This is a genomic window from Proteus sp. G4415, assembly GCF_963896075.1.
GTDB classification, from domain to species: domain Bacteria; phylum Pseudomonadota; class Gammaproteobacteria; order Enterobacterales; family Enterobacteriaceae; genus Proteus; species Proteus mirabilis.
In genome coordinates this window covers 13172-37826 of sequence record NZ_CAWQOK010000092.1, presented here as the reverse complement: position 1 = coordinate 37826, position 24655 = coordinate 13172, and the positions used below count along the sequence as shown (strand labels likewise).

Annotated in this window: 20 protein-coding genes; 5 read left to right on the top strand and 15 right to left on the bottom strand. The window is 40.1% G+C overall.

Going from position 1 to position 24655, the window contains the following annotated elements:
- Positions 1-54: 54 nt before the first annotated feature.
- The 5 genes from AACU95_RS10930 (at position 55) to fis (ending at position 4254) form a co-directional block, all read left to right on the top strand.
- Positions 55-303: a YhdT family protein gene (locus AACU95_RS10930; RefSeq protein ID WP_004252713.1), complete on the top strand. Its 249-nt coding sequence runs from the start codon at positions 55-57 to the stop codon at positions 301-303.
- Positions 293-1738, top strand: a complete 1446-nt coding sequence (panF, locus tag AACU95_RS10925; protein ID WP_004245338.1) for a sodium/pantothenate symporter — start codon at positions 293-295, stop codon at positions 1736-1738. Before AACU95_RS10930 ends, panF begins: the two co-directional genes overlap by 11 nt.
- Before the next feature lie 24 nt (positions 1739-1762).
- Entirely contained in the window at positions 1763-2644 is an 882-nt protein-coding gene (prmA, locus tag AACU95_RS10920) for a 50S ribosomal protein L11 methyltransferase (protein WP_036894164.1), read from the top strand.
- 321 nt (positions 2645-2965) lie between these two features.
- Positions 2966-3937: a tRNA dihydrouridine synthase DusB gene (dusB, locus tag AACU95_RS10915; RefSeq protein WP_004245341.1), complete on the top strand. Its 972-nt coding sequence runs from the start codon at positions 2966-2968 to the stop codon at positions 3935-3937.
- 20 nt (positions 3938-3957) lie between these two features.
- Positions 3958-4254 carry a DNA-binding transcriptional regulator Fis gene (fis, locus tag AACU95_RS10910; RefSeq protein WP_004245342.1) on the top strand — a complete coding sequence of 99 codons (297 nt, stop codon included), beginning with the start codon at positions 3958-3960 and terminating at the stop codon, positions 4252-4254.
- A gap of 351 nt (positions 4255-4605) precedes the next feature.
- Here fis and AACU95_RS10905 read toward each other — a convergent pair whose 3' ends face one another.
- From AACU95_RS10905 to AACU95_RS10835, 15 genes are all read right to left on the bottom strand, one after another.
- Positions 4606-5310, bottom strand: coding sequence for a CPBP family intramembrane glutamic endopeptidase (locus tag AACU95_RS10905; RefSeq protein WP_074561695.1), 705 nt, complete (start codon positions 5308-5310; stop codon positions 4606-4608).
- A 50-nt stretch (positions 5311-5360) separates the two neighbouring features.
- Complete coding sequence (locus AACU95_RS10900) at positions 5361-7319, bottom strand: phospholipase effector Tle1 domain-containing protein (protein WP_074561694.1); 1959 nt, start codon at positions 7317-7319, stop codon at positions 5361-5363.
- Between the two features lie 23 nt (positions 7320-7342).
- Complete coding sequence (locus AACU95_RS10895) at positions 7343-7873, bottom strand: DUF3304 domain-containing protein (protein WP_161737060.1); 531 nt, start codon at positions 7871-7873, stop codon at positions 7343-7345.
- 16 nt (positions 7874-7889) lie between these two features.
- Positions 7890-8699, bottom strand: a complete 810-nt coding sequence (locus AACU95_RS10890) for a DUF4123 domain-containing protein (RefSeq protein ID WP_141191983.1) — start codon at positions 8697-8699, stop codon at positions 7890-7892.
- A 2-nt stretch (positions 8700-8701) separates the two neighbouring features.
- Positions 8702-11035 (bottom strand): type VI secretion system Vgr family protein, encoded by a 2334-nt coding sequence (locus AACU95_RS10885; protein WP_161737059.1) that lies wholly within the window; start codon positions 11033-11035, stop codon positions 8702-8704.
- A gap of 4 nt (positions 11036-11039) precedes the next feature.
- Complete coding sequence (tssJ, locus tag AACU95_RS10880; protein ID WP_074561706.1) at positions 11040-11534, bottom strand: type VI secretion system lipoprotein TssJ; 495 nt, start codon at positions 11532-11534, stop codon at positions 11040-11042.
- A 72-nt stretch (positions 11535-11606) separates the two neighbouring features.
- The gene (gene tssG / locus AACU95_RS10875; RefSeq protein WP_074561690.1) at positions 11607-12689 is read right to left on the bottom strand and encodes a type VI secretion system baseplate subunit TssG; all 1083 of its coding nucleotides are present in this window, start codon (positions 12687-12689) and stop codon (positions 11607-11609) included.
- Entirely contained in the window at positions 12653-14422 is a 1770-nt protein-coding gene (gene tssF / locus AACU95_RS10870) for a type VI secretion system baseplate subunit TssF (RefSeq protein ID WP_074561689.1), read from the bottom strand. The genes tssG and tssF overlap by 37 nt, the downstream gene beginning before the upstream one ends.
- A 71-nt stretch (positions 14423-14493) precedes the next feature.
- Positions 14494-17877 carry an ImcF-related family protein gene (locus AACU95_RS10865; protein ID WP_074561688.1) on the bottom strand — a complete coding sequence of 1128 codons (3384 nt, stop codon included), beginning with the start codon at positions 17875-17877 and terminating at the stop codon, positions 14494-14496.
- Positions 17870-19090: a hypothetical protein gene (locus AACU95_RS10860; RefSeq protein WP_074561687.1), complete on the bottom strand. Its 1221-nt coding sequence runs from the start codon at positions 19088-19090 to the stop codon at positions 17870-17872. Before AACU95_RS10860 ends, AACU95_RS10865 begins: the two co-directional genes overlap by 8 nt.
- A 1-nt stretch (position 19091) precedes the next feature.
- Positions 19092-19355 (bottom strand): PAAR domain-containing protein, encoded by a 264-nt coding sequence (locus AACU95_RS10855; protein WP_124724935.1) that lies wholly within the window; start codon positions 19353-19355, stop codon positions 19092-19094.
- A gap of 180 nt (positions 19356-19535) precedes the next feature.
- Positions 19536-20039, bottom strand: coding sequence for a hypothetical protein (locus tag AACU95_RS10850; protein WP_161737058.1), 504 nt, complete (start codon positions 20037-20039; stop codon positions 19536-19538).
- Between the two features lie 388 nt (positions 20040-20427).
- Positions 20428-21213, bottom strand: coding sequence for a hypothetical protein (locus tag AACU95_RS10845; RefSeq protein WP_074561684.1), 786 nt, complete (start codon positions 21211-21213; stop codon positions 20428-20430).
- Between the two features lie 13 nt (positions 21214-21226).
- Positions 21227-24199 (bottom strand): N-acetylglucosaminidase, encoded by a 2973-nt coding sequence (locus AACU95_RS10840; RefSeq protein ID WP_074561683.1) that lies wholly within the window; start codon positions 24197-24199, stop codon positions 21227-21229.
- The gene (locus tag AACU95_RS10835; RefSeq protein WP_074561682.1) at positions 24196-24654 is read right to left on the bottom strand and encodes a DUF3828 domain-containing protein; all 459 of its coding nucleotides are present in this window, start codon (positions 24652-24654) and stop codon (positions 24196-24198) included. Before AACU95_RS10835 ends, AACU95_RS10840 begins: the two co-directional genes overlap by 4 nt.
- Position 24655 lies beyond the last annotated feature (1 nt).

The window sequence follows — 24655 nt, the reverse complement described above, 5'->3', positions numbered from 1 at the left end:
TTTCCCGTACAATCCTTCCCATTCGTTTTAATCCTATAAAGATTGGGAGAACAGATGGACAAGCGTTTTGTTCAGGCCCACAAAGAAGCCCTCTTGGCCTTAGTGCTTACTTTTATCTACTTATTGGGTTGGTTACTTACTGCCTATTTACCCGATAATAGTGTGGGACTAACCGGCCTACCGGTTTGGTTTGAGCTTTCATGCCTATTTTTGCCTGTGCTATTTTTTTTACTGTGCTATCTGATGGTACGCTATTTTTTCAAAGATATGCCGTTAGGAGATGAGCATGACAATGCAAACTGAGGTTATCGTGCCACTGGTTGGCTATCTCTTATTGGTCTTCCTATTATCCGCATACGCATATCGTAAACGTGAAAAAGGGCAATTTCTTAACGAGTATTTTCTTGGTAACCGCTCTATGGGTGGATTTGTCCTTGCAATGACCATCACGGCAACCTATGTCAGTGCTAGCTCTTTTATTGGTGGACCAGGCGCGGCTTACAAATACGGCATTGGTTGGGTACTTCTTTCGATGATCCAGCTCCCCGCGATTTGGCTCTCCCTCGGGGTACTAGGTAAAAAATTTGCTATTTTGGCGCGTCGTTATAACGCCGTCACCCTAAATGATATGCTCTATGCTCGCTACCAAAGTCGCTTTTTAGTCTGGTTTGCCAGCTTAAGTCTACTGGTAGCTTTTGTTGGTGCCATGACCGTACAATTTATTGGTGGTGCTCGCTTATTAGAAACCGCTGCGGGTATTCCCTATGAATTTGGTTTGCTGATATTTGGTATCTCAATCGCATTATATACAGCGATAGGTGGATTTAGAGCTAGTGTATTAAATGATGCCTTACAAGGCCTTGTGATGTTATTGGGCACCTTTATTTTGCTTTTTGCCATTATCTACAAGGCGGGTGGTTTAGATATTGCAATACAAAAACTAAATGCTATCGATCCTGCCCTTACCTCTCCTCATGGTGCTGACGGCATTTTAACTGGCCCCTTTATGGCGTCATTTTGGGTATTGGTCTGTTTTGGGGTTATCGGCCTTCCCCATACTGCAGTGCGCTGTATCTCTTATAAAGACAGCAAAGCCATGCACAGAGGGATCATCATCGGCACCATCGTGATGGCGTTATTAATGTTTGGTATGCACTTTGCGGGCGCATTAGGTCGGGCAATCATTCCTGATCTCACCGTGCCAGATCAAGTTATTCCAACCTTAATGGTTGATGTATTACCGCCTTTTGCTGCCGGTATATTTTTAGCGGCACCGATGGCAGCCATCATGTCAACGATTAACGCACAACTGCTACAATCATCAGCGACATTGGTCAAAGATCTCTATCTCAATCTCGCGCCTCATGCCATAAACAATGAAAAACGCATTGCGCGTTTATCTAGCCTATCTACTTTGATTTTAGGGATCTTATTGCTATTTGCTGCATGGAACCCGCCATCAATGATAATTTGGCTCAATTTACTTGCCTTTGGTGGACTACAAGCGGTTTTCTTATGGCCTCTAGTACTTGGCCTTTACTGGAACAAAGCAAACCGTTATGGCGCGATTGCGGGCATGATAACCGGTGCCACACTCTATGCTACACTGGCAACATTTAATATCCAGATTGCTGGATTTCATCCTATTATTCCTGCGCTGTTATTGAGCTTAGTGGCCTTTCTTGTCGCAAATAGGTTTGGAGAACAAACCTTGCCTCAATCTGCTCCATTACAGTAAACTTGTTTTTAAAAGAGATTAATTATGCCTTGGATACAATTAAGACTAAATGCCACCTCAGAAAACGCCGAAGCCATTGGTGATGAGTTGGTTGAAAGTGGCGCGGTATCAGTAACCTTTCAAGATAGCCACGATACCCCTATTTTTGAGCCATTACCGGGAGAAACTCGCCTCTGGGGTGATACCGATGTTATTGGCTTATATGATGCAGAAACCGATATGAGTATCATCGTGGCTATGTTAGAAAACACGGCGGTGCTGGGTAAAGGATTTGTACATAAAATCGAACAGTTAGAAGATAAAGATTGGGAGCGCGAATGGATGGATAACTTCCACCCTATGCGCTTTGGCGAACGTTTATGGATTTGCCCAAGCTGGCGTGAAGTGCCTGATCCTAACGCTGTAAATGTCATGCTCGATCCAGGTCTGGCATTTGGTACTGGTACTCACCCAACCACCTCTTTATGTCTACAATGGCTCGATGGTTTAGATCTCGCAGGTAAAACCGTTATCGACTTTGGTTGTGGCTCTGGTATTTTAGCCATTGCAGCATTAAAACTGGGGGCTGCGAAAGCGATAGGTATCGATATCGACCCACAAGCTATCCAAGCAAGTCGCGACAATGCGCAACGTAACGGTGTCGCTGATGCACTGACGCTATACCTTGCTAAAGACCAACCAGACAATCTCAGTGCCGATGTAGTGGTCGCCAATATCTTAGCTGGCCCATTACGTGAATTAGCACCTATTATCAGCACACTGCCACGTCAAGGGGGTCATTTAGGTCTTTCCGGTATTCTTGCCACACAAGCTGACAGTGTTGCACAAGCTTATCAAGAACAATTTACTTTAGATCCTGTGGCTGAAAAAGAAGAGTGGTGTCGTATTACCGGAGTGAAAAAATAACACAGGTTAAATATTAAACAATTTGCGATAATATTAAACAGTTAAAGTTTCACTTAATGATTATTTATCAGGCATTAATCACAATTTTGCCTGATAAATATCACCTTGTTGCTTGAGTTTGTTACTTCTCTATATTTAAATTTAAAATTTTAGAAAAACAGTAACATTTTGTTTTTATTGACTAAATAATCTATTTATAAAAAATCAAGTATAAAAAAGTAACTTTTTTTCGCGATTTGGTTAAACTTTGTCCTTTCATATCTGGTAAAAAATGCGTAATATACGCGCCCTTGCAGTCACAGTTTGGCCCTCTTTTCATCTATGCGAATCGGACAGTATCAGTTAAAAAATTGCCTCATTGCAGCTCCAATGGCTGGCGTTACAGACCGACCTTTTCGGTCACTTTGCTATGACATGGGTGCGGGGATGACAGTTTCTGAAATGCTTTCTTCTAATCCTCAGGTTTGGAAGACAGACAAGTCTCGGTTACGGATGGTACATAGCGATGAATTGGGGATCCGCTCCGTACAAATTGCGGGAAGTGACCCTGTTGATATGGCTACAGCTGCGAAAATAAACGTAGAAGGTGGCGCTCAGATTATCGACATTAATATGGGTTGTCCGGCAAAAAAGGTGAATAAAAAGTTAGCAGGCTCGGCATTGCTGCGTTATCCGGATTTAGTCGCAGAGATCCTTTCTGCGGTGGTCAATGCGGTTGATGTACCTGTTACACTCAAGATCCGTACAGGATGGTCACCTGATGAACGAAACTGTGTAGAGATTGCCAAATTGGCTGAAGATTGTGGTATTGCGGCTCTCACCATTCATGGACGTACGCGCGAGTGTTTGTTCAAAGGTGAAGCTGAATACGACAGTATTCGGACAGTTAAGCAGAGTGTCTCTATTCCCATTATTGCGAATGGAGACATAACTGACCCGCTAAAAGCCAGAGCAGTGCTTGACTACACTGGAGCCGATGCTTTAATGATCGGTCGCGCTGCTCAGGGAAGACCCTGGATCTTTCGGGAAATCCAGCACTATCTGGACACAGGTGAACTGTTGCCTCCTCTGCCGATTGCAAAGGTGCAACAAATAATGCAAAAGCATGTGCGTGAATTGCACGACTTTTACGGTCAAGGCAAAGGAACTCGCATTGCACGCAAGCATGTCTCTTGGTATCTCAAGGAACATGCCCCTGATGACCAGTTTCGGCGCTCCTTCAACGCCATAGAGGATGCCAGCGAACAGCTGGAGGCGTTGGAAGCATATTTCGAAAATTTTTTGCGTAAATAAATAAAAGAGCTGACAGAACTATGTTCGAACAACGCGTAAATTCAGACGTACTAACCGTTGCCACTGTAAATTCACAAGATCAGGTAACCCAAAAACCTTTACGTGACTCAGTTAAACAAGCACTGAAGAACTATTTTGCTCAATTAAACGGTCAAGATGTTAATGACTTATATGAGCTGGTATTGGCTGAAGTTGAACAGCCATTGTTGGACATGGTGATGCAATACACCCGTGGTAACCAAACACGTGCTGCGCAAATGATGGGCATTAACCGTGGCACACTGCGTAAGAAACTGAAAAAATACGGCATGAACTGATCCTAGTCAGTTAACAGGCTGTTTTAAAAGGCACTATAGTCATTGGCTATAGTGCCTTTTTTTTTAAATGACTACACCAATGACTACACCGTATTTTCCATTGTTTAAATCATCAGGCGATAAGATATGTACCATAGCGTAGCCTATACCCTTATAGTTTTAGAGCAAGCTATCAAGGAACCTGTAGCTCTAAATGATGAAGATAAAAAATATCTGAAAGCCTTCAGAGTGCACTTTTACATCTTAATTTCGCCGAATTAAAATTAAGAACATTTTATAAAGACGAAAAAAAGAACCATCAAGATTCTACATTAAATAGATGCTTAGCTGGAATGAGTAAAGAATTCTCTACTATATTAGAGATTCGAAATTCACCCTATAAAAAACGAGATAAAACATTGTGCTTAATATTATGGATGTCAATAATCCACCAGTCTTAAGTCTGGCGTAAATTAATATAATTGAGAATAAAAATACGATGGGTATATTGTAAAAAAGATAGTTTATAGGTATATAGGAATCTAGTATTTCATACCTAAAAATAAAGACTGTAAATATAATTGATGTAACAATATAAACAATTTTCTTGTCCTCTTTGATAAACACATTTATTAACAGACCTCTGAATACAATCTCTTGATATAACGGGATCCCTATATACACTGGTAGATATAAAAGTACGATTTGAATAAATAATGATTTTCCTCCTGCATAAATCTGACCACCTAAATAAACATTATCAAAATCTAGCCATCTCACCAATAAAATTATTGAAAGCAAAACAATCATTGCCAACAATGAATAAAAAGAATGTTTATTAAATCTACCTAGTAGATCAATAGGTGTTAAATTTTTCTTTACAAAATTTAAAGCAAAGAGAGAAAGTGCTATACCAATTACGGCATTAATCAAAAAACCATAAAAATTCGGATAAAAATATACATCTAACCAACTATTTACAATTAAATTACTGAATGATTCACTAATAAAAAGCACTAATATAGCCAATATAAGACAAATTTCAGTTTCATTTTTTTGTTGAATTTTTTTATACATTACCACTCCATGACTTTAAATAATAATTGTTCGTTAGTATCCATAAAAAATCAGTAAAATCTTCCCACATCAGTCCAAAATTGATTAATGCTATAATGCGGATCATATATATTGTCTTGTTGCTTAATTATTTTGGTTGTTTCTTCAAATGGGCTTGGTATTTCCATTTTGCGAATGGTAAAAAAACGATAAGTTATACTTTCACCTTTACCTACAGTGTGGATATCATGCACAAAATAAGAAAAAAGGGTAGTATCAACAGGGCGAATATACCAGTGAGGATAAGATGGCATTGGCAGGTTTTGAAATGCATTGGCTCGACAGTCGCATAGCCATACTGCTCTATCCCATGCAGGATTCCAAATTTTAGGTTGCAATTGGCTTCGTTGATTATTAGGATGATTTTTAAAGTCATTTCTTAATTTTACAGCTTTATCCCATATATCATCTAACCATCCCCAGTGTTTTTTTAATATTGCTATTTTTTCTGAATATAACCCCACCTTATCGATTTGAGTTTGAGTATTGTAAGGAAAAGAGAAGATAATTTTTCGATTTTCGGAATCTTCAGATGCTTTAATTTTTGCTAACTCTAATATATATTCATAATATTTCTCACCGAGCCAAATAAAATAACTATTTAAATGATGATTTAACACCTCTATATTTACCCAGTTTTCCGGTATACCTTTTTGGTATTCTCTAACCCAGGACTTTACTGATTGTCTTGTTTTTACTAAGCTTTTAGAATTGCCTTTTACACTATCCTTCATGATAAATTGTTTTGCAACAATCGGGTTCGTTTGTTTTAATGTTAAGAGTTCAGGAAATGGAACACCTGACTTTTCAGCTGTTTCATACATTTCAATCAACGTACATAAAGATAATTCTGCACTTGGTTTTTGTTCATCGGCTTTTAACCCACCACCGACGTCTTCGCTACACCCCGGTACTAATTTCTCTTTATGATTTTCATCGTTCTTAAGCCCCGTTCGATAAACAGGTCGCCATAAACGACGCTCATGTGCAGCAATAAAATGAAGGGTTCGTTTTACACGTTTAGGAACGGCTAGAGAGTACCCTATTGATTTTTCACCCATCAAAGTACTTACTGCGGATATTTGAGGAACTAATGAAACAACAAAGTCCAACCCATCATCGGAACTGGCTGCGGTATGACGCGAACAATCAAATAATCCCATAAAAGGTATATCAACAAAAACTCCTTGATACACTAACCTATCATCGTCATCTTTTTCACAAAGATTATTTATGATTTCATCAAGAAATTTTCTTGCGATTGCCCCACCTAAATCGAAACCAAAAAGTGAAACTGAAACTAATTTAAGCGGAATTTCCCCCTCTTTTCGTGCTTTTTCAATTGATTCAATAAATTTTGATTTAGCTGTTGCTAGACGGATATCGACTCCTGATACCATCATATCTGAAATAAAAGGATTATCCCTAAGCCATGGCGCAGCTTCAACACCTGAAATACCCGTAGCCTTACTGGCACTTTTAACTGCTAACAACGCCCATTCTTTTGGACTAATAAGATTACCTTTAATATCTGACAATACTTCATACCACGATTTCCCTTTAATAAGATCTGCGCCCGCATCAGTTAATATATCGCTGGGTAAACTCTCAATATCATCACTCAACGAGGCACTACTTGAATCCATTACTGCTTGTAATTTGTCTACTGGATTATCGTTAAAAGTTGTACCTAATCCTGAAAAATAATGAGCTAGAAACTTCTTATTACTTGTGTCTTGTTCTGATGAAGGAAAAGCTCGATAAAGTTTTGCAATATTACTTAAACGGCTATCTGAAGCATCTTGTTCAATATTCCGCCCTGTACCATCAAAAAAATACCCCAAATGTAAAACTCTATCGCAGTTACCCAATTGATACTCTTCTGCTTGTTGAGCTCGGTTTGTTGCTGCAATATATTTATCTAAATTCAACTCAGCATTTAAAGTATTTGTTGACGTCAAAATATCCATTTTCTTACCTTATCAATAATTATTTATTGCGCTAACGCCCAAGCCAACTCTTCTTTTGACATACCACGTTTCCACGGCGTGATAAGTCCCTCTCCCCACCAAAGAAGTACTTCATCATTCGGTAAAAAGAATACATGCAAATTATTTTCGCCCCGTTTTCTTATGGGAAGAGGAACTGTAGTTTTTCTGGTTTCTTTTCGTAAGCCAGCATCATATTGTGCCCTTGTTGTGCTCAGCGTCCAAATAACCTCAGCAGTATCGCCACTGATTGAACCACAGCAGGTCGTTTTTCCACCATCCCCAGCATAAATATTACTGGGATCATAGGCGAAGGCATTTCCTCCTGCTACACCGTTAACGCTGAATCCAAGTATAGGTCTGTCAATTTGAGTATGAATAACCAATGACACTCCACCTTGAGGTGGTCCCCATAAAACTAACCAGACAAACCAGCTTGCCCACACTAAAAAAATAAGCAATAAGAACGCTAAGAACCTTTTTTTATATTTTGCCACTAATTGATAAGCGCCATGAATACACTGTGTTATATTCATAGCCAACGGCCTGATCTTACTTTTCATAATCACAAAGAACGCGTTGTAAACTGAACTTACCTTGGCTAACCAGCTCTAACTTTGAGGTCACAAAATCAGAAGTTAAAATTAATTTCTGGCCATCAAGATAAAGTAATGCATAGAGTTTTTTATCCTCTCCATTTCGCATCCCCGCCTCACTCGCTTTTTGTAATGCCTGTATGACTTTCTGTCGCTGAATACACGGTGGAAAATGCTGGCTCATCGGCATCTGTTGCCATTGAGCTAAAATACTCGTCACTTCTCGGTCATCATCAATTTGCTGCCAAGTCGATTCATCCAAATAAATGGTTCTGTCGTGGGTATTGGGATACGTTTTGGTGGCGACACCTGTCGGTTGCCAACCCGATAACGTCAGATGCCACCACTGAGATGTACCTGAGAACAAGTAATAGTGCCAATCAAACTGCTGGCAATGCACCAACACAGTCATAACATCACGATGATAAAATCGACTGACCACTGTTTTTTGTGTTGGTGTAACTAAGGTGCACCCCCACGCCAATTGCATTGCCAGCGGTTTGAGGTCTAATGAGGAAAAAATAACGGTGACTACGTGCGGAAACTGCGTCATTTCAGCCGCTAATTCTGTGTTGTTTTTCACCGGATATAACCATGGCCCTACCCATTTAGCTTCACGTAACTGAGGATGCTGATAAAGGGAATACAGCGAACGGGCATTTTTTTGTTGAAAAGGTTCAAAGGTGCCGTCTTCAAATGCGCCCCCTTCAATTAACAGATAAATCTTTTCCTGTGATTTGTTGGCCGTTTCAATCAGCTTTTCCATTTTTATGCTTTTCCATCTTGAACAATGCTATCGTGACCTTTTATTGCATTAAGTAGACAGGGAATACAGATAGGCGCTGATAATGCAGGAAACTGTGCCATTCTCATCGGCAGAGTGTTCGCCCCTGCAGTGGCCATTTTGGGCACTTTGCGCACATAATCTCCCGAGGTGCCATACTCAATTTTACCGTTCTCCAGCTTGAGATAACTGCCGCCCCCGTTCAGGATAATACGCTTTTTGCCCGTAAAATTGATATTTGCGGCAGAGGTAATTGTCTGTTTTTGTTCACTGAAAATATCTAAACGATTGTTTTGCGCTTGAACGGTCAATGGGCTTTCCCCTGCAATCACCCCCAGTTTTCCAGCACGGGCAAACAGCCCTAACTTATCTCCCGTGGACATCGTCATATTGCCAATAACCCCGATGCTGATATCGCCGTCAGCATTGAGGCCGACATTTTCACTGGCAGCCAGTTGGACATGTTCGCCACTGGTGAATGCCATTCCTTGTGGCGCAGAAAATAACAAGCTTTGATTTAATGGATCTAAACGTTGCTGTAACAGTTGCTTTTGGCTTTCAATATCCGCTTGTAAGGCTTTGGCTTGTTTAACCGCAAGATTAAGTTGTTCCCGCTGTTGTAACAGATGGGTGATTTCTTTGAGCGCTGCTTCCATATCCAGCACCTCGCCTTGGGCTTTTGATTGTTCATCTGCGCTGATAAACAGCCCTTTACCCGCTCGAATTGCGCCCCATTCATCGGTACGCAGTTCAGTACCTACCCCACGTATTTTCCCTTGCGCATCAACAAGATGACCTTGATTGAGTTGGGCCTTACCATACTCAGTTGCCAATTTGATGTGCGTTTTTTCCCGCTTATCTTCCATACGCAATTTATTATTCGCAGGGGTACGCAACACATTGCGAGTGTGGTTATCACGGTTAACAGGGTCAGGATGCTCTGAATCATGAAAAGCGAACGCAATATAAGGTCTATCCAAATCGCCATCGTCAAAGGCTATCGCAACTTCGGTATTGGCAATTAAAGGCGCATGCAATCCGCAGGTCTCCCCCGCATACGACTTAGCTAAGCGTAACCAGAGATAGGCGTAGCCGGATCCACTCTGATGACGGTCAAAATCCAACTTAACCCGGTAGCGTCCATGTTCATCTAGCCATGCGTAAATATCGTTGTCATTACGGCTTTCAATACGTGCAGGCAGAGTTCCGGCGATTTTTGGGCGCGAAATTTCTGCAGGACGATACGCATACTGTTCACTATATGGCATACCTTTAAGAGTCATCTGTAAAGAGGCATCACGGGCAGCGCAATACGTAATTTGGGTGATAAAAATACCGTCTTTAAGTTCGTTGATAGGGATATTCAAAATATCTAACACACTGCCAGTCGTTAGGTAAAAAGCGTTGGTCTGTAGCTCAAATTCAGCGGTGGGATTGAGCAAACGCTCTTGACGTAAACGACTATAAAATGTACCACTTTCGGCTTCGATGTTTTCCGCGTTGTCATCACCCACCTGCAAATAAGGCGGTGCATAATGGTATTCCCCCCCTAGTGTTGTGTTACTTAGCGGATGAAGTGTACTCGTTTCCATCGGTGAAAGTGCCGTGCGATAGTTATAGTCTTTCACTGTGACATTGCCAGTCACCACTTGGTGAGCCAGTTGCACAGCCCATACCGAAAGTTGCTTGTTATCATTTTGCCCTGAAGGAAGCTGATACGGTAATTGTTCACCAAATTGGTAGTTGAGTTGGCTATCGAAAAACAGCACTTTGTCATTGTCGGTCTTTGCCGAGTATTCAAGGCGGTAGCCAATCCCGACTTCAGAGAGTAACCGTTGGATAAATGCTAAGTCGGTTTCACGCCACTGGGTGATAAGCTCTCGTTCGGGGTATTGATGCTCTAATTTAAACTCATAATCCGCCCCTTCAAAACCGTGGCATTGCAGTATGTTTTCAACGACTTCAATTACGGAAGTATTTTGATAAATAGCGCTACGCTTAGTATGATTAAGTAATGCTAAACGTGGCTCAAGCAATACAGCATAGTGGGATTGATCTGCACTAGTAGATAACCATTGCAAACAGGTAATAACACCCGACACTCGCTTATTGGTATCCAAATTGAATGTCGCAGGTTTTAGCAATACCTGCTCAGGGGAAATGCTGTCTTGGGTTGAGGTAAATTCAATCTGCCATGATGAGGGAGCATTAAGTTTTTCAACTCCTTCAAATTTTAGGATCTCGATATCAAACTCCGCATCTTGAATGTCAAGCTGATAAGCTTGATGGGAAAAAAAAGCGGTTAAGGTGTCTATCATGATATTAATCCTTTAACGGTAACAATCTCAGCCAACCATCACCCAATTCAATCACGCGTGGCTTATCAGCATCTAGGTCTTCACGGTTAATCACCAGTCGCCAGGTATCTTCTGATAAATTAGGATCTCGAAACATGCCTAATACCGCGATAAATTGAGTCTCTTTTTCTAATGGTTCATCAAGGGAAACTTGTCCATCAGGCATCACCATTACAGAGGTGGCATTGAGCATATCTTTCTTGAGAATTTCATCCGATCGTGTTAATAACATTTGATATGTCGAGTTTTCAATCACCTTTTTATCTTTTAATTGATAAACCCATACCATCGTTGCAAGAGGAGTTTGATCCTCGTCAGTATTAAGCCCAGAACGAGCGACAAAATCTAAATGAAGCGTGGTGATTTTCTTATAGAGGATGGCATCCTTCATATTCACTGTCCCGTCTTTTACCGTTTGTGCAAGTCCACACCCTACCAAAACACTACATAAACAGAACATGACTATTTTTTGGCTAATTTTTTTCACAGTTCCAATTTCCTTTTATGGGTTTTATCCCTTATTTGTTCGTCCTTATGCAAAACGGTATCCCCCTTGTTCAGCTTCAGGTCGCTCTGCATGCTTAATACCGTGATAACGCCCCAAATTGACCGTCAGAAATTGGCGGTTATCACTCAATTTTCCATCTTTTAATCCTAATAGACCTGTTCGCCCTAATTGAATACGTGATGTTTTCTGCAAACGTGGCTCTGGCAATATGCTTATCGGAACAGTCAGCTTTAAGCATGCATCACTGCGGTAGCCTAAATACACGCGCAATAGCACCAGAAAATCAGTATAGAGATGCCCTCCGGGTAACCAACCTTGCGCTTCTTGGGGATGATAAGTCGTGAGGGAAATAAGAATTCGACTGGTGGTATCTTTAGCGGTTTTACCTAGCGTAGGACGGGTTGCCAATGAAACACGCTGATGACGAGCTAAGCTGGTACGTTCATCCACGGGGACTTTAACGATATCGTATTCATTAATCACAGCCTGAGTATTGGGCGCTAATAAAGAAATTAACGCTTTAACGCCTTCACTATTACGCGTGGGTAATCGCATTGTGCTAAGTAGTGCTAAAAAGCGTGATATCGGCGTGGCGATGCGCTCCGCACAGCCGGGTATACCCAAGCCAATCAATCCCAATAAGCATTGAGACGTGGCATCTGTACCCCCGGCTTCAAAAGTTGCGGGATAAGCGTATTTACGCCAAATACGGTAATATTGGGTGATAATACGGTGATTAAAAATATCCAGAAACTCCGTTAAGACTTCCGTTCCATCAACACCTTGTGCAATATCATCCAGATAACTCGTCGGTAATGGCGAATCGATGCCGTACAGCCCCAAAAAATTGGTACGAACCGTTAAGGGAAGCTCAGGTTTAGTCGAGTGTTGCTCTACCGTGCGTAGTTCACCCGCAGGAAAGCCCATGCCCGGCCAAGGACGAAAGCGTAACGGATCATCTTTAATATCATCGGTGGTGCCTAACGGTGGCGATTGAGGTGATGCTTTTTCTAGTAACTGGCAAAAACGGTAGAAATTTGCACGCCAAATCGTCGGCTCTATATGCTTTATCAGCCGGGTACGTGTTGACTGTGATTCTCTTTCCATCTCAAACGTTTTCCTGTGGGTTGCACTATAAGGGTTAATTGATTAAACAGGTGAATATCGGCATACAACGAAAAGAAGCGCTGAAGCAGCTCACCAAATAAATGGATATCCCCCTCACCGGCAAAGTTATTGCCGTTTAATGTAATTTCAATATCGACCCCACGCATCATATAGCCTTGTTCAAAACGGCGTATGAGTGTGTGTTTCACCCCTACAATGGCTTCCAATCGGCGACGATTCATTTCATCATCGGTCCAATCGTACAAAGCCAAGGTACCACGAAGCACTTCTGGGTTATCCATCATGCTTAAAAAATTAGAGCCTAGATGGCTCATCACCCGCCAGTGAAAACGATCGTTTGCAGGGGGATATAACGGGATAGTCGGTGCGGTAAGATTACGAACAGTGACGGGTACTTTACCCGCCTTTAACACACTGTCTAACACGGTGCTTTCAAGCGCTTTGCGGGGCAGTTGCCCGTTAGTACCGGTTAAGCGAATGGATAATAGCTCAGGTTTCTCGGATAGCTGAGCCAGTTCAAATTCTTTGCCTCCTAAAATAAGCCAGGTATCGTAGAGACCGGAAGGTCCTCGTTTAATCCGCGTATGAAAATAGCGTTCGGGGGCATCGTGGCGCATCATTCCTCCTCGATGACGAAAGCTACTAAACGGCACATAAGTCGGTTTACCATTTTTAATCGAGCCATGAATACTATCTACACTGTAGATTTCGGTGTGGCCATCTTGTAAGCGTAAGGGGCGAAGCAGGTATTCACTCTCCAGTGGATTAACTGTTAACGGATCACCTTCTAACGGAAAAAGATTGATGACAGGGGCGCAATGCAACCGGAAATTTTCTGTTTCGAAAGGTAAGTCTGCCGGCCAGGTTTCGCTGAGCACAATATCTATTTCAAACCAAGTTGTTGTTTCCGTAAACTTAGCGTTATCTAACCCTTGTAATGCCAAAAACATAAATTTGTGGCGAAAACTAAAGTACTCAAGCAACAACTGATAACCACTAAAGGCAGTATCTCCTTTTGGCCATAAATTATCGTCATCAGAAAAGCCCATTGGTTTAAACCAACCATCAAAGGGAATACGCTCTTCGCCTGTTTCGGCGTGACGAAGGTATATCCCATGTACTTGGCGCGTCATCGCAAGATGTAATGCAGAACTGATAGGCGCATCGGCACTAAGAAAAATCGGTAGGCTATCAAGGTAGGTTTTCGACCAATCCACTTTTTCAGGACAGGAAAAACGTAGGCGAATGGTAGAGCGTCCATTAGGCTCCGTCTGTAATTGCGCATTGGAAATTGAAAGTGGACGTAATAATAGGTCTTGAGTAGTACGATACTGGCAACGTGTCCTTTGTGCACTAATCGGTCTAGAAACGACGCCAAACCCTTTTGGCAGCATTTCTGCTTGTCGTAAATGTTGCCATTGTGGCGCAAACTCAACAATAGATAATGACGGAATAGTCCGCAAATAATGTGGCCACAGTAAACTTACCAACCCTTCTGTCAGCTCAGGGAGATCATCATCCAGTTTTTCCCGTAACCGCCCCATTAAAAAGGCGAAACCTTCAAATAAACGTTCGACATACGGGTCATTCGCACCTGGTTTATCTAAGTTAAGCATGGCAGCTCTATCAGGGTGCGCATTGGCAAATTCTTTACCCGCTTCTTTTAGGTAACGTAACTCGGCTTCATAATAACGTAGCGTTAAATCATCCATTTAAGAATTTCCTAAAACATATAATAAATTAAAGTAACAAAAACGATTATCAGGTCTATTAGCCATGAATATTAAAATGTATCCATGAGTCCATTGGCTCCCTTAGAGGTATCTAAAAATATTTTTTCTGGTAAACGAAATTGCTGTAATTTAAGTAAGGCAAGAGGCCCATTATCGAGTTCGCTACGTAAAATAAAGCGTAATATTTCACCTTCTTTTGTACGCCATTCTAGTTGATAACGGCTACTGTCTAGTTGTGTGACTTCAGCTTGTTCTAATAAACGCATAAATCCCCAATTGCCTTGATAGTTCGCGTAAATTTGCATTCCCGAACGGACACTTTGCCAATTGAGCGTCACCCCCGGATAATAACTTTCTCCAGGCCAAATGAAGCTTTGCCAACTTTCCATCTGGTTGAAATAATCCAACTTCTGTCCATCCAAAATTAATTGAACTTGAGCGACCCCTTTAGCAGGCCTTGCCATTAGCTCAAAGTGAATATTGGCATCGCCCTGTGCAAAGACAATGTCTGAAATATCTGCCAATTGATTAATGGCTTTGAGGAATTGAGGATTGATGGTTAAACCTTGACTCATAGACGGGTCAACAACCCAGCGGTTGCCTTCTTTATGGACAATACCCCCTAAATTGGTTTTGATAAACTGATCAATACGACCCGAATCGCTACGTAAGAATTGGGCGAGTAACGGCAATGAGGCATCACTACCTGTTGCTTTGAACGGATAACGCCCCGCAAAGGCTTTGTTCCACTGCGCCACAATGGTCGTTTGCCAACGGGTGTTGAGGTTATCCGCCGCAGGAGACAAGATTTGTCGCCATGCTTGCTCTAGCGGTTGCACAAACAAAGATTGCCCAAAACTGTTCCATTCTTGCCCCAAACTGGCGGCCACTAAATTGCTGTAATCCAACGTATCAGTTAAGTCTATAGTTTTACCTTGAAATACCGTTTGTGCTAACATCTTCGCCATTGCTTGCGGATCGGATGCATTGCTCACTTGCTGTAATTTAAGACGGACTTGGGTCACTCGAGCTAGCCATGACTGGAAGCTGAGATTACCATTTTTTCCCGTCCCATCCTTACCCTCCATCATTTCCAGTATCGGACCAAACACATTATCCAAGGGGCCTTTTATCGTTTGATTTTGTTCGATAAACTGCTTAACTTGCTTTTTCTTATCTAATAATTTTACGGCAGAATCCACGAGGTTATCCGCAATAGCATCCGTTTTTTGTCCTGTTTGGCCTTGCCATGCTAAGGTGTTCATTAATGCGACTAATGGAGATTGGCGTACATCTGCTAATACATCCAACTGCGCAATGACTTCCGATAAAGAGGTCGCTTGGTGCCATTGAATACTGTTGATCATATTGAGCCAACTGTTACCAAAATCCACAAAATAGCGTTCTGTTAACCGTGCTTTTAAGGCTTCTGGAGAAACTTCGTTGTCAACGGTTTGCGTTTTATCGGTTAATACCCAGTCAATTTCATTACGACGTTTATTCACCACCTCATCAATAGTGGCTTTGACTTGCTCTTCCCAGGCTTGGCGGGTAAATACGCCAGGGATGATTTCATCGGTGCTAAATAACAGTTGTGCATCGGTATCACCGACCAGCTCCATCAGGGTTAAATCTGGCCAATTGCTGGCAACTTGTTTTAAAACGTCTTGATACAGGCCCGCTTCCGCATTTTGTTGACCAATTTGTTTTAACAAAATTTTACGGGTGGTGTTCACCATGGTCATATCGGGTTTGAGAGCCAACTCGGCATGCTTAGGTAGGTTGTCTGCCCAGAACTGAAACAATAGTGGGGCTAAATGCTGCCATTCACTTTTTGGAATATCTGCACGTTCCGGCCAAATCGTCAACAGATTTTGTGTGAGCCAAGCTTTATCAACATGGTCGGTTGAAGCCAACATCAAATAGAGTTTTAATGCGTTATACGCTTGTTGCGTATTTTGTTCCCGTGCACTGCTCGCAGGAGGCAATGCGACATATGCCGATAATCGTGTTTTTAACTCATCTATCGTCGCCTCTTTCATTAACGTCTGATGGTTTTGTATGTATAACGGCCAGAGCTTTGTTAAGGTTTGACTATCTTGATTTAACCCAAAACGTGTATACCACGGTGCACCATGTGTTTGACGGTATTGAAGGCGAGCCATATATTCTTGCAGAGCATACTGATTTTTCAATCGCTCCCCGAGAGAAATTTGTTTATCCGCCGCAATTCTAGCGGTTTCCTGCGCATGACGAATATGAGTTTGATTTACTGTCAACGATGTAATAGACCCTACACACCAAAACAACAAGAAGGAGAGAACTGTAACCTGTATGGCTTGCCTTGTATTCCAGCCTAATTTCTTCGCTTTCAGAGCTGATGGGCTATGGAAAAAGTTTTGCCAAGCAGGAGAACCCCCTAACGTATTGGATTGACGGTGAGAAAAGACTTGTTCTGTGCTGAGGATCACTCCTTGGACCTGTAATGCCGCATACCCTTTCATTAGTTGCTGGAGCAACGCACCCAATTGAGATTGAAGTTGCTTTTGTAAAAGTTCGCTGACACGTAATAACCAACCTTGCTGAGGGGATTGCAATAATGTAGACATACCTACTTCACGCAAAGGCGTTGTTAAATTGGTTAAATCCGCAATGGCGCGTTCTAGTGTCGTACCTGTCTGAAAAATAGCGCCAATTGGCGATATTGAATGACTTTCATCTTTCCACAACTGCTTTTCAATTAACCATAGCCAAACGGGAACACGCCAGCCCAAAAATGAATATAGACGCTGATAGTGGCGCAGAACGTTATCGCGCTCAATCTGAGTGGGAAGTGATTGTAGGTCAAATACAAGAACGCAGCCATCTAGTGGGCGTGCTGGGCTCACTGACTGAATGGAGGCAAGATATTCTTGCTGTAAATTTTGCTCCGGCGCACCACCATAAAATAACAGAACGCCATCATTTTCTTGCCAACCTTCCTGTTTTAATCCCGGGATCCCCCGTTCAATCTCCGCATCTTGCCCTTGTACCAACAGTAATTTAACCTTACGTCTCCAAAAACGACCATAGCGTAATCTAAGATGTTCTTGCACCACTTTGGCATCAATAACCGTCTTACTTTGATCATCACCAAATTCAAGCACAGAAGCATTTTGTGATAATCGCTGTTGCTTATTTTTACTCCATTGAACGTATAGCCCAGATTTTCCAGAAATATCAAATAGCTTTTCGGTTACCCATCCCAACAACAAAACAAAAATAGCCACTAAACAGCTTACGGTTAAAATACGATCGCCTTGATAAGGGCCTAATCCGAGGGAAGATGCCATTGATTCAGGGAAAGCATAAAACAAAAAAGCCACCATAATCACCAAAAAAATCAACACGACGGCGGTAGCACCCATCACTGTTTTTACTTTCACCTTAGACATGCGTTACGCTTTCCTTACTTTCTGTGTGGCGTGAAATCACTGTTATCCAAATGTCATCATTTTCTCGTTGAGGTTGAACCGCGATAAGCTGCGCATCGGGTGTATTCTCTTGACTCATACTTGCTTCGGCTAAGGCCGTCACTATCCAAGGAGCTGTTTTTCCTGTATTGCCTAAAATCGGATCAATCATTTTATTAGCCTTGGTCATGCTAAATTGTAACGGATTGTATTCGCAGGCTTGACTCCATTCCCCCCCGTCAACAACCGCCGGCCCTGCAATCCAAGCCCCCGTTATCGTATCAGGGTTAACATTTCCCCAAAGCAAGGCTTGTGATAAACCGTACGACAGACTATCAGGGTGACTTTTTTCTGGGCGATGAAAGCAAGTTGTACAAGAAATATCGCGGATGGGTCGATTACATAAGAGAACACAGCCAATCGCCTCACCATCATTCTCCATGGGCTTTGATTGATAGCCGATAGACACACCCAAAAACAATGAAGGGACATCCCAACGAGAATCTAACCATGCATCAATTGCCTCGAGTCCCTGTCCCGATATGAGACGAAAAGCTAGTGAACTCTCTTTTTTTAAGGTATCTAACAGGATTGGTTCTGCTAGTAGTTGTAAAGCGGTATCGATTTCCAACACACAATAACAAGGAATATCATCAGGAATTTTTTGTAATATCGGTTTAATTTTAACTACTATGCTATTGATGCAATCTGTGAGCATTAATGTCGGATCAGGTTGATCAAATATGGCTAAAGGCACATAACGTAAAGGCTGAGTTCCAAAACGAGATGGTTGCAAAGCCACCAAGGGAACCGATTTATTGATAGCATCGAGATTGCGACTCACACCTTGACCTGCTGGAGTCTCAATATAAGTATCCAGTAAATAGGCGAATCGCTGACCTCGTTTGATTTCAGATGAAATCAGTGCGTTGCGTTCTCTATTCCAAGTGTTTGCAGAAACTTGCTGCATTTTATACGCCATTCGCCGTATACCAAAGGCTAAGCCCCACCCACAAATAGGTAACCCCACAGCGGTAAACCAAAAAATAAATCCGGTTCTGTCTTTTGCCCAACACCATAAGGTCAGAGCAAACCCCATTAATAAGATAATTAATAACGCCACTAACCAGCGGCGTGTATTGGGACGAGGCACTTTCGCGGCAGGAGGCGGAATGGTATTGAGCCAAACCGGCATATCAACCTACCTTGGCGGGAGAAAAAGAACTGATTAAGGTGCAGCCACAACCGCATTTATGCCCCTGAAAAGCCACAGGGATCCCATTATCGAGGTAGTTAGGATTGCCTTCAATAATAGTGGTTGGGCCATGCCCTACTTTTGGGCAAGAAACCTGATCGCCTTTGCGTGCTACACCAACACCGCCGAATTTCATGGTGTCAGAGCCTGTTAGCACAGTTCCCCCATGGGTGGTTTTATCCCCTTTACGAATAATTTGTTGCATAGTTTTAGTCCTTTAATTTCTGACAGAAATATTTAATCACTCAGTGTATATTCACTATATATGTTTCATATTATTTAAAATATTACCTTTACTTAGCATTATTAATATCAATGTTATTACGAATAAAACTATTTTTTATTACATTAATTCTAAGATAATTTTTCCAAAGGATGCCAAATATCATTGTAGAATAATGGACTTTTTTACAAAATACTGTCCATTAGCTCTTTTAATGGTAAATTGTGGTAGATATTTGTCATACTCATTATTTTTATTGTAAATCAAAATAATTTCATTTTTATTTTGCTGAACGTCATAATTTCCATCACACCTAAAAAGATCATACCAAGATGTTATGGATAAATTCACAGTTCTATTATCAATAAAATTGAATACCCAGCAGATAAGTACTGCCCTACCATCATTTAATTTTTCACCTGTATATTCATATGAATATGTACCGTGGATATATTGGCTTTTATCGTTAATTGGTTGATAGCCATTTATTCCTAGCCCATCTTCCTTATATAATTGGTTATTTGTTTTTGATAATTTAAAATTAAATAAAGCTATCGATACATTAGTATCACCTTCACATCTTTCAGGATTATGACTTTCTCTAACTTTAATATAATAAAATTTTATATCTTCTTTATATACTTGATATGAAAAACAGTTTTCCATTTCAGGCAATTCTTTTTTATGTATCGAGAAACTATAGATATTGCTTTATCTTCATTACTATAAGCATAAAAAGAAGAAAATATAAAAGTTAAAACTAAGAGGTATTTTCTCATGTTAATTTATACGAATTAGAATTTAATTTGACTCCATGGTAAAGTTAAATAAGTGATATCTATAACCTTATCTTCTTTTATTGTAAAAATGAGAGACTTGTCAAAATAATTGTAGGTTATCGTTGTATTACCTAAGTGCTGTTCTATGACGCCACAATGGCAATTTATTCATTAGCCTCTTTTTTGTAAACTTGAATGTCAGCAAAACTTGGCAGAAGAAGAATGACTAATAAACAAACAACTATAATCACATTGATTCCCATAAATACCCTAAATCATAATGGCAGCTCTTCCATATCAATGCTAGTAATCACTCCATTTGATACATTGAATGTTAATTTATTATTTTTGTAACTATAACTACATAAATTATTATTTTTTTTATGGCAGTCACCATAGGCATTAATGATTTCATTTTCTTTCATACCAACGTAAACACCCCGATTCGTCATATAGTTATCATTTGTTATATTAATTTTGGTAATACGATACCAGTCAAAATCATTTTTTAGTTCTTCACGATTAATATTTGATGTTTTAATATAAAGACCATCCCAATAATGTTCAAAATATTTATAATAACCATTTTCGACCTCTTGGAAGTTTCCAGAGATACCAACATACTGATCCTGTTGTATATTTATTTCACACTTACCCCAGTTTTTATAAAAATCTTGATAACCAGTACCTAATTTTATTTTTTTAAATGATGTATAAAAAACAAAATCATTGAAATCTATAGATTTATTTTTTATATTATCATCTTCGATGATTAAGTCTTCTTTTTTAATCCAACCAGAAAAAATGATACCATCACTCCCCTTATAGTTTCCATAAACAAACTCATCATTTGTTAAGTATGATGTAAAAAGATCTCCTTTAATAATAAATAAACTATTTAGTTTAGCGTTAACAATAGGGCTGACATGAAAATTTGTTTTTTTTAAAGATTTGAATTCTTTAATGTACTGTGAATAATTCGAATTACTAATTATATGACCACAGTCAGCCATTGATTTAAAACAAAAAAACAAAAAAACAAAAAAATAAATTCTTTTCATCGTGAAAGCCTTCTTATTTTAAATATACAGGGATCTCAAATGTCCAATTAGCATCAGGAAATAAATCAAACACTTTTTTCATCTTAGATACTTGGATCAATGACCAATTTACTGCTGTAGCATATTGCATTGTTGCAGGAGCATCAGGATTCCACCTCATCTTATAAAGCGTATTTTGTGCTCGACCACCTTTATTAATAAAGTTCACTGAAATCCATTTTGCACCACCGTCAATAGCTTTATCTACAGAAGTCCATCCTTTATCATAAGCATATTTAGTTCCTTTCTGAGTTGCATCATCGAAAACACTAATTCCATACATATTATAAACAGTTACACCGTTGTAACTTTTACTACCATTTGCAAATGAAGATTTTCCATTATCCGTTTCAACTAATGAATGAGCAATTAAATAAACTTCACTAACATTGTATTTTTTACCCGCTTCGATAAATATACTTCCTTTCCCCTCAAGGACACCTTTTCCTTGTAACATAGCATTTGCTTCGCTCTCAGAAATACCCGTTGGTTTTGAAAGGTCAACAAATTGATAAATATCAGCACCATCCATATGAATTTCAGGATCCATGTACTTACGCACTAACTCCCGAGATGCTAAAGTTGTATTACCATATTTAGGTTTATTTCCACCGGTTAAAGCCATTTGTTTATCAAGCGCATCATCTAATTTGTAATTATAATGTTTATAAATTATTTTAATTCTACTTTTATCCTTAAATGAATCCAGAAACACCAGCGGATGCATATGCCACACTTCAGGACCTAATTTTTCATTAGTCACATCTTGCATCCAAACCATATTATCCAGAAATTCTTCGCTGTAAGAACGCCATAAGGGCGCTTCTTCACTCAGTATCTTTAAAAAAGATTGCCAAACATTATCGTGACTCTGGTAATACCAATCACTGGGGTGCTTAACGATGGCTTTATTCACGAGGTGGGAGAACATCGGGTTATGAAAAGCGCGACGGTATTCTTCAGGATTGTAGTGTTCCGTTGCACTGCCTTTAATCTTATTGATTAAACGTTGATAATTATGAGCAATAATTCCTTTTTCAGGACGCGGTGACACGTTAGCTTCCGCCAAAATAATATCAAATATGGCACTGATATAAGTGGCTTTGGGTTGAATGTACCCATTTAAATAATCAAACGTGGTCGTTTCACTGGTTAAGGCCCTAAAGCCTATTTTTTCTAAATCATAACGCGACAGAAAAAGTGCATGCTGGGTAATATTTTGGTATTCCGCTTGTTTTGTTTCATCGGCTTGAATTTCTTCAACACGCTTTGTTAGTGAACCGATTTTATCTTTATCCGTATCACTAATATCAATCTGTTTGGGAAAATACCCTAAATGTTCAGGTAAAAAATAGTATTTTTGCTGTTGCTTGTCTGTTTCTAATTTTAATTCGCTTAATTTATGCAGACTTTCCCATGTTGTCTTCCGTTCTGTTTTAACAAATTCACCGACCTCATTTTTTTCCCATAACATTAATCCCGGTAAGCATTTTAAATAGTACGGGTCATTAATACCCACAGCGTCAGGATTTTTTAAAAACTGCGGAAGATTGTCATCATGACTGAAACATTCAATATGCACTTGATAGCGTGACTCAACGCCTTGCTCTTTGGGGGCTTGATAAAATCCCATATGGCCGAGACTGTCCCCCGCTTTAATCGCTATCGGTGTGTTCAAACTGACGACTTTATCAAACTCCATCACATCCTGCGCGGGGGCTGGACGGAATCCCTTCCACCACGATGGTGTAATGTCATTTTCATCATGACGAATAAGGTTGTTGTTATCCACTAAAATCCAAACTTGCTGGTTATTGCCTTTATTCGATTTAACGGTAACGAGTCCATACTCTCGTAATTGATTGTTTTTCGTGATAGTTAGTTTAGTTTCACTTTTTTCAGGCGACCATTCGACCAATGTACCTTTTGCTAATGTCGTTGAACGCGGGGTTTTTGGTTGCTCTCGCCAGATAGTCGGATAGGCATTCAGGGTATTTTGTAGTTTCCAAACGGGCGTTGTTTCTTCTTTTTGATACGCACTATAAGGCGCTAAATGCATATACAATGTATAGAATTGCAATCGACTACGTTCCGTATCCCCTAACTGAAGTGTATGACGAACCAGTACAAATGAAGCGGATAATTGAAGAATGAAGCTTTTCCATGGGATCGTTTGATACGTTTTATTGATTCGATAAGCAATAATTTCGCCATCAGCCATACAACGTATTGATTGTTCTCCTGCATAGGCTCCCGCAAACACACTGCGCTCTTCAAACTTTTTAGAACTTAAGGCACACCAAGGGGTCGTCGCATTGGTAATATGGATACCGCTATGCCACATTCCATTGCGCCCCAATAAATAACTTCCCGTAGATTCACCATTGAGATGCGCCATAATGTCATCTAAGTTTGAGAATTCTTGACCTCGGGCATTTTTAGGGATGGGATAGACTATTTTTATCAGTTGAGCACTGTTTCGTTGTTCTTCTTTTTTTGCAGATTGATTACCTGCATAGCGGTATAAGACAAAGGGAGTACCTTCATCTCGATACTCCTGGTTCGGGTAAAAACCTCTTTGTTGTATATAATCAGAAACCCAATAATTTCCATCAAACATGGCCATGTGTCCATGAATGCTTCTAGCATTTTTTGGAGTTTTAAGCCGTTCAATAATAACAACATCGCCTTTTTGTTGACCTAAAATAGAGTAATTTATCCCCTCTTTTTGTGCTTGAGCACCAGAAACAGGCGTAAATCCATTTTCAATTAACCAAGGGCCGTAGTCTTTAGCTGAGCGTATTGCTGAGTTTTCTATTGAAGCCCCTCCATGGATAAGTGCAAGCTTGACATACTTAGCACATTCGCCTTTACCGAAAGCAAAGCTTTTTTGAATTTCAATAGCATTTTGATTTATTTTTTTTATTGTAATATCCATATTGATCATTTGATGCTCCTCAATTCATTGCAATAAGGGCTATTATTGTTATCGGGTTTTACTGAAATTATCTTCCATTCCTCATTGTAGTATTTTAACGCTATGGAGTATTTGGAAATGTTTGGAAGAGCCCCTAACTCAAGTCTTAAAGTCGCTTTTTTATTATTAACCTTAACGTTATTAACTTTGATATTGCTTACCCAATCCGGACAAAAAGATTGAGCATCAACAAAATAATCCGCGTTCAAATACTCCTTTTTGAGCTCATTGATTAAATTGGGAGATACATACATTAACATCGCTTTTTCATTTTTTTTCAACTCTGCTTGGATATCATCATTATTTTCCAAAAGATACTCAGCATAAAAATTTAATACCGTAGTTTCAGGTGTTGCGTTTCCTTTACCTAAAGCCAACAAAAGAGAAGAAAAAAATAAACAGATTAATAATGTCAAAACTTTCATT